The sequence below is a fragment of the Limnospira sp. genome (assembly GCF_051859755.1).
Lineage (GTDB): Bacteria > Cyanobacteriota > Cyanobacteriia > Cyanobacteriales > Microcoleaceae > Limnospira > Limnospira fusiformis.
This window is the reverse complement of record NZ_JBIMLI010000183.1, coordinates 1-7,476: the sequence shown is the minus strand read 5'-3', so window position 1 is coordinate 7,476 and position 7,476 is coordinate 1. Positions and strand designations below refer to the sequence as shown.

Genomic DNA, 7,476 nt, shown 5'->3' with positions numbered 1-7,476 from the left:
AAATCCATGTCATCGGTGGCTAAGTCATCCCCAGCATCACCGAGACCTAAATCCATGTCATCGGTGGCTAAGTCATCCCCAGCATCACCGAGACCTAAATCCATGTCATCGGTGGCTAAGTCATCGGTAGCATCATCACCGAGACCTAAATCCATGTCATCGGTAGCTAAGTCATCGGTAGCATCATCACCGAGACCTAAATCCATGTCGTCGCTGGCTAAGTCATCGGTAGCACCATCAAGGAGGTCTAATTTTTGCTGAGCATCATCTAAGCCATCGCTAACTAATTCTTCCTCTGGCTCTGGTTCAGGTGTTATAACTTGGGGAGGATGGTCTCCCGGCGCAGCCTTTACAGGTTCTTGAGACACCGGAGGCTGATCAGGTGAATCAGAAATCCTAACCAGCTCATGATCTGGGTCAAAATGTAAACCCAGAACCTCAATCAACTTTTCTGGATCTGGATTAAGTTTGGAAAAGGGGAACATCAACAGAGCCGCTTCTGGGTCCAAGGCGTTGATAGTCCCCAAGATTAGGGCTGAGGATGGCCTTCTACCTCCATCCGGGGTGGGAATGGAACTGATGTCCATTTGTAAAACCAACCATTCACGATTAGCCTGATAGTAGTCTAACCATTTTTGTTTCAGGGCAGTAGTAAACTCCTGGAAGAAAGCCATAACCTCTTATTCCTTATCCTGAGTAGCTAGACTTATTAAACCATCATCAGGTCTAGCTCATCTTCCTGAGTTTGAACAGAAGGCTTGGTTGGATTGAGGTAAAAATCAGACAGAAGAGAGAACAATTCCCGATCTGGCGCATCTTTGGGAACTACACCCTCCGGCTGAGACAAGATTTGATCAGCAATATTCAGATAGTAATCGCAGACATAACTTAGGGATGGGTCAGTTTCCGCCATCTCAAACAGGGTTTTCCCCTTAACCCGAGATACCCGGATATCTTCAATTAGCGGCAATACCTCCAAAACTGGCATAGGGACCGACTCAACATATTTATCAATCAGATCCCGCTTAGAAGTCCGGTTTCCGATCAAACCGGCTAACCGTAGGGGGTGAGTCCGAGATTTTTCCCGCACAGAAGCGGAGATGCGATTAGCCGCAAATAAGGCATCAAAGCCATTGTCGGTGACAATCATGCAATAGTCAGCATAATTTAGGGGGGCGGCGAAACCACCACAAACCACGTCCCCAAGAACATCAAACAGGATGACATCGTATTCATCAAAGGCATTTAGTTCTTTGAGAAGTTTAACGGTTTCTCCCACTACATAGCCACCACAGCCAGCACCAGCCGGGGGACCACCTGCTTCTACACAATCAACGCCGCCATAGCCTTTATAGATGACATCTTCGGGCCATACATCCTCATAGTGATAGTCTTTTTCCTGCAAGGTATCAATAATGGTAGGAATTAGGAACCCTGTGAGGGTAAATGTGCTGTCGTGTTTGGGATCGCAGCCAATTTGCAGGACTTTTTTACCCCGTTTGGCTAGGGCCACGGAAATATTGCAACTGGTTGTTGATTTGCCAATTCCACCTTTCCCATATACTGCGAGTTTCACGATTTTTTCTCCTGCGGCGTGGTTTTTCCATAATGGGGCTGAGTAGTTGGGACTAACTCAGCATCCCAAGTTTTTTATCTTTGGTTTTGTCGGGGTGGCGATCGCTATTTCAGGTAGTACGGTTTTTGTCTCACCCGATCACATCGCTGTCCCTCTTGATTGCCATTATTGATGAATTTTCCCCAAATGGAAAGAGGCTATCAATTCATTTATGCTCGAAAAACAGAGTATGGCAGTCTATGAGTTATATATGAATTTTTTATCGTTTCTCATCAAAGCTCAAGTCTATTTATGAACTTTTATCAAAATTTATGCCTTTTTTATATAAAAAGAGTTACAATAAACAAATTAGTAGGGTGCGTCATATAGGGATAGTTATGATGGGAAACGGGATAATTGACTTCTGACCCACCATTACCCCGCAATGATGATGGGAAAACGGGATAATTGACTTCTGACCCACCATTACCCCGCAATGATGATGGGAAACGGGATAATTGACTTCTGACCCACCATTACCCCGCAATGATGATGGGAAACCGGGATAATTGACTTCTGACCCACCATTACCCCGCAATGATGATGGTTGAGTGAGGGTAGACATAAATCAGCGGGTAGCATTTGTAAAAAGTTATTAATTTTTTCGGTTGGGTCAGAGGGGAGAATAATCAGGGTTGAGGGGACATAGGTAAGGATTACCTAGTTAAGGGTATAAACTAGATTGAAGTAGATGCCATGATCCTGAAGATTGTCGCCACGATCGCGAAGTTGTATGAGGGGGAAACCATAATCTAAACGGATATTCAGATGAGGGATAGGTTCCCATAGTAACCCCAGACCCCCTCCCACCAAAAAGGTCTGACTGGGTAAACTATTAGGGTTGTTGGGATGATTCCAAACCTGGCCCATATCGAGAAAAGGTGCTAACTGTAAAGTAGGTAAATTCAAGCGATCGCGTTTAAGGGTAATTCTGTCCTCAATAGAGAATCGAAAGCCATTATCCCCGGCGCGGACATTCTGACGGTAGCCACGCAAAGACTGCGCGCCACCGATAACAAACTGTTGAGAGGGAAATAGGGGGTTAGCGGCTAACTGTAGATCTCCCTGAAGAATCAAAAGGTGATTGTCACCGATACGCTGTAGCCGTTGTATCTGTCCTAGCCAACTGACAAAATCGCTATTGGGCAGAAATTTGGTATTAGTAGCATTTAATATCCCCAAGCCTAAACTAAACTGCGATCGCAAAGCCCAAACTCCCAGGCGATCGCGTCGGATATAGTCTTGTCCCAACTTGAGAACCACCAGACGGGTCACACCATCATCATCTGGACCAAAGCCAAAGCGCAACCCCTGATTATCCACCAAAGTTTGACTTTCCTGATAACTCAACCCCGCAGATAAAGCGAACTCCTCCCAGGGAGTCCTCACCAAAGGCTGACGATAGCTAATTTCGTAAAGCTGAGAGTTCCCCTGAATATTGAGGTCTGCAAACTCTTCGGTAATCACCCGATTGCGATAAGGAGGAATCCGCAGTTGAATCGTACCATCCATGGCATTAACCGGGATAGAGTAGATAAAATCTAAGATATCCGACTCCCCCCCAGTAATTAGGCGAGTAGTTTTATAGGAAACCAAGAGGAAATCACCCCTTCCCGTGAGGTTCAGGTGACTAAAATTAACCCCCAAACGTTGGCTACCAATACTGGGGGGGGAATAGTTATCTAAGCTAAAACTAAGCTGTATGGGATTAGCTTCTGTGACTCGGACCACTAAAATACTCTGTCCCTCGCCACCTCCTGGACGCAGACTAGCCTCTACAGAGTCAAATAGGGGATTAAGTCGCAATAGTCGCAGTTGATTTTCCAGTTGTAGGGTATTTAGGGGAGTTTTTGCGCCCAAATTCACCCGACTGATAATGTAGTTAGGATTAAGGCGGCGGGTTCCTTCGACCTCGATTTTTTCTAAACTTCCCTCTATGACCAGAATTTCCACGACCCCATCTGTGATAGTCTGTTGGGGAACCACAGCCCGGGAAGTCATATAACCCCGTCTCAGATAGATTTCTGTAATCTGATCGGCTATATTTTGCAGTTGGTTGAGGGTGATGGTCTGGTTTGATACGGTAGAGGCGATCGCATTAATTTCCTCAGTCGATAGAATACTACTGCCAATTATTTGAATTTCACTAATGGGGAAGGGAGTATCATCACCGGGAATTGGCGGGGACGAGGGGGGTGGTGTTTCTATTTCCGGTTCCCCGTTGGGTGGTATTTGGGGGGGTGACGGGAGGGGTTGTAAAAAGCGATCGCGGTTAGGGTCGCTTTGGGGTGGTAGGGGGAAACTTTGAGAAAGTCCTAAACACTCTGCGGAATTACAGTTAGGGGAAAATAAAGCCTGGGCTGAAACGAGGGGGGAAAACAGAATCAACCCAACGGTAGTCATTTGACAACCTATCAATCGAATATGTAAACTCATAGGGGTTATGGGGGGGGCTTCAAGTGTAGCCCCAGCTAGTGGCACTACCAGCAGGTTAATTTCTCGCTTACTTGATTGACGGGGGGGTTGGTGGGGATACTTAGTCAGAACGGAGTTGATTGCGTAACCCGCCACTACCCGGAATAAAAGGTTGTTCATACAGACGCACCTGGTTACGACCTGCTTGCTCGAGATTCTCCGATCTTAACAATTCTAGCCAAGCCTGCTGGACCTCAGTATCTCTTCGATTATCTGAAAGTAATTCCGAAAAGGCGGCGACCATATCATACCAAAGGGTCTTTTCTGTATAAAATTTTAGGCGATCGCTCCCATTGAGTCCTTCTAATGTCTGAATTTGATCAGAGTCTAAGTCGATCCTTTTGATCCAACCATCCACAATTGGGTTCACCGATTGATTGACTGGATCACATAAAATTGTCAGGTACCAGTGATAATATTGGTTCACTTCCAAACCCGGAAAGCCATCGAGATCCGCCAGATCTATGCCCACAATGCCAGGATTTTCCATATCCAGTTGAAATTCGGTCCTATAAATCACTATTTCTTCTGTTTCGGGAGACTCTGAATCTGGTAACTTAGTCACAAGTAACTTAATGGGGGTATCCCGACTAGCTACCGGGAGATAAAAGAACAATTGGGGTTTCTCATGGGCGGTCAAACCCATCGTGGAAACGGGAATTAGACTGATGAGGCTTGCATAGTCAGCACATACCTCCCCTCTGGTTCCTCCCCCGTACCGTCTTCCGGGAACTCCCCGCTGGGGTGGGTCGAAGGCTATTAACCATGGAGATGGTTGATTTTGAATGATTACATCTCCGTTGGATGGGTAGGCGATCGCTGGTCGCACTAGGCTACCCCAGACAATGGTTTGGGTACACAGCGCACCCAACAGAGTTGTCCACAAAATAGTAGGGGTTGTCTTAACCATAGGATTCAACTCAAAAACTCGTTAACATACAGGTTATCAAGATAGCTAAATTGTATCCAATGTTTCCGTAATTGACTGTCAAAAATTGTTGTATTTGGAAAGTGGGAGTGTCAAAGTTAGCATGAATCTCAATTTAACGAATGTTGGAACAACTAGCAATTATCGGCACAGAACTATCAGACCCATGGGGGTTTCCTCGCTCTATGGTATCACTTTTGTTGGCAAAAATTGTTTGGCGATCGATTCCTTGCGGGGGTTCTTGTTGAGGATAGACCCGGAAACTGATAATGCTACGGTGGTGAATCCTTATCAGACTTCTGAGTTTGCTGATGTAACGGGTTTGGCGGTGTGGTCTAATGATTTATGGTTTACTCGCTACAATACGGTTTATGTTTGTCGAGAGGCTTTGGTCGGTGAGAATATCGCTAGTCTGAAACCGGAACCTTTGGTAACTCTCCCCTATAATCTTGATGGGATTGCCGTTTGGAACTCTACCCTTTATATTAGTTCTCAACAGGGGGGGTGCATTTTTGTTTATAGTCTCATTAGCGGTCGGGAAATTACCCGGTTTTATGCTCCCGGAATTGGGGTCGAAAATTTGACGGTGCGAGATGAGGAATTGTGGGTATGCGATCGCCTCGAACAAACCGTTTATTGTCTCGAACGTGGTACCGGGGAAACTAAGTTTAATGTGTTAACTCCCTTTGAGTATCCCACGGGTTTGGGGTTCTATACTGACCCGGAAACCGGAGAAGAAGTGCTATATGTCGCCTATGCGGGAGATGAATTATTTATCCGAGATGACCCTAACTCCTATGAACAATATCAACTAGCTAAACGCGATCGCACTTTTATTCATCCCCTCTATTTTCACTACAATGAGTCCCAAAGATATGCCACATCTAACGGATATCTGATTGAGATGTCCTATGTAGAGGAAATCGAACCTTTAGAAGAGATTTACCTAGAAGATGTAGAATGGCGTATCGCCCTACCCTCCGAGACTGATCGCCAAAAAGTTCGGGAAATTTCCTATATTGGGACTCCCTTCACCGAGGAAATAGAAGCCGGAGAAAGGGTAGCCGTTTTTAAGTTTAAACCCCTCAACTCCGCCGAAAGACGTATCTTTGGCTGGAAAGCATTATTAGAAGTCCGAGGAATTAAATATCAAATCCATCCTTTAGATGTGGAAAAAATCCAGCCATTAACTCAGGAATTTAAGGATAAATATCTAGTAGATAATGATAACCTCGCTATGGAATCATCCATAGTCCGTCAAGCCGCTGAAGAAGCCGTGGGGACAGAAACTAATATTCTGCGGAAATTATTAAGTGTTCGGAATTATGTTTACGATCGCCTTGACTACAGCCTTACCGCTAAAATTGAAACCCCAGACGTGGTACTAGACCGGGGGATAGGGTCCTGCGGTGAGTATGTGGGGGTATTGCTGGCTTTGGGACGGCTAAATGAAATACCCTGTCGGACGGTGGGACGCTACAAATGTCCGGCTTTTGCTGATCGCCGGGGCGTTCCCCTAGAACCAGAGTATAATCATGTTTGGCTGGAGTTCTATATTCCTGGCTTTGGCTGGGTTCCTATGGAGTCTAACCCTGATGATACTGGTGGTAGTGGACCTTATCCTTTACGGTTTTTTATGGGCTTGGCTTGGTATCATATAGAAATAGGTAAGGGGCTGAAGTTTCAACGCCTGACTAACCAGGGGCTTCCTGTCGATAAGGAAAAAGTCTCTCTAGGGAATTTGGCGATTAACCATGTTCGGTTTACCATTTTGGATGAACTGCCAGCCATTTAGGGGAAGATACAGCACTCATGGAGTTTACTACGGTTAATATTCTGTTTCTCATGGCGATCGCTCTGTTGCTTCTGGTAACCGGTGGTGTCGCCTATTTGACTTTTGCTGATTGGCGCGATCGCCGCCGCCGAGAAAAGGAACGTCGCGGTCAATAACCCCATTTTTCTTGACCCTCCCCGGACTCCCCCCACAACTCTTTTAACTCCTCTGAGGGGTGGAAAGACTTAATCACCCCGTCAGCATAAAAAAGTTATTTTGTCAAGGGGTGGCAAGTTCGAGCAGTGGCCAAAGGCGAAAAACTCGTGATTCGTGAGATTAAAAACTTGACCAGAGAATATTTTTAACTGCCATAAAATAGGGGTTACAGCCAACTTTTTTGCGTGTAGACATAGCAAGCCCTTGGGTGCGATTTATATGATGAAAGCAGAACCCCTATAATCTCGTCAAGTGTTTACGAGAAATTATCAATAAAAATGTATGAATTCTTAACATACTTGGGAAAATTAAAACCATTTCCACGGAATGATTAGTAAAACTTAACTATTTTCCGTAATGTAAGGGGGGTGATAGTGGAGGTTTTTAAAAACCTACATTCCGCAGGTTGATAGGTAATTAACCGGATGCGTAGTAATAGCGCTCAACGGGTGGACCGAAGAGGTGAAT

The 7,476-nt window shown here is 45.4% G+C and carries 7 protein-coding genes; 2 read left to right on the top strand and 5 right to left on the bottom strand.

Features of this window, described 5'->3' with window-relative positions; all coding sequences use genetic code 11:
• The 5 genes from ACTIE0_RS21625 to ACTIE0_RS21605 form a co-directional block, all read right to left on the bottom strand.
• Positions 1 to 674 (bottom strand): DUF5331 domain-containing protein (locus ACTIE0_RS21625; RefSeq protein WP_439516983.1); only part of this gene is annotated, 674 nt, incomplete at its 3' end.
• A 35-nt stretch (positions 675 to 709) separates the two neighbouring features.
• On the bottom strand, positions 710 to 1,576 hold the full coding sequence (bchL, locus tag ACTIE0_RS21620) for a ferredoxin:protochlorophyllide reductase (ATP-dependent) iron-sulfur ATP-binding protein (RefSeq protein WP_006624178.1): 867 nt from the start codon (positions 1,574 to 1,576) through the stop codon (positions 710 to 712).
• A 361-nt stretch (positions 1,577 to 1,937) separates the two neighbouring features.
• Positions 1,938 to 2,180: a hypothetical protein gene (locus ACTIE0_RS21615; protein ID WP_150105298.1), complete on the bottom strand. Its 243-nt coding sequence runs from the start codon at positions 2,178 to 2,180 to the stop codon at positions 1,938 to 1,940.
• A 95-nt stretch (positions 2,181 to 2,275) separates the two neighbouring features.
• Positions 2,276 to 4,051 carry a ShlB/FhaC/HecB family hemolysin secretion/activation protein gene (locus ACTIE0_RS21610; RefSeq protein ID WP_006624182.1) on the bottom strand — a complete coding sequence of 592 codons (1,776 nt, stop codon included), beginning with the start codon at positions 4,049 to 4,051 and terminating at the stop codon, positions 2,276 to 2,278.
• Positions 4,052 to 4,151: 100 nt separating this feature from the next.
• Positions 4,152 to 5,000, bottom strand: a complete 849-nt coding sequence (locus tag ACTIE0_RS21605; RefSeq protein ID WP_006668371.1) for a DUF928 domain-containing protein — start codon at positions 4,998 to 5,000, stop codon at positions 4,152 to 4,154.
• A gap of 121 nt (positions 5,001 to 5,121) precedes the next feature.
• Here ACTIE0_RS21605 and ACTIE0_RS21600 point away from each other — a divergent pair, with 121 nt between their 5' ends.
• Together ACTIE0_RS21600 and ACTIE0_RS21595 are read left to right on the top strand one after the other, a co-directional pair.
• Complete coding sequence (locus ACTIE0_RS21600; RefSeq protein WP_035759293.1) at positions 5,122 to 6,813, top strand: transglutaminase-like domain-containing protein; 1,692 nt, start codon at positions 5,122 to 5,124, stop codon at positions 6,811 to 6,813.
• A gap of 17 nt (positions 6,814 to 6,830) precedes the next feature.
• Positions 6,831 to 6,968 (top strand): hypothetical protein, encoded by a 138-nt coding sequence (locus ACTIE0_RS21595; RefSeq protein ID WP_006624191.1) that lies wholly within the window; start codon positions 6,831 to 6,833, stop codon positions 6,966 to 6,968.
• Positions 6,969 to 7,476 lie beyond the last annotated feature (508 nt).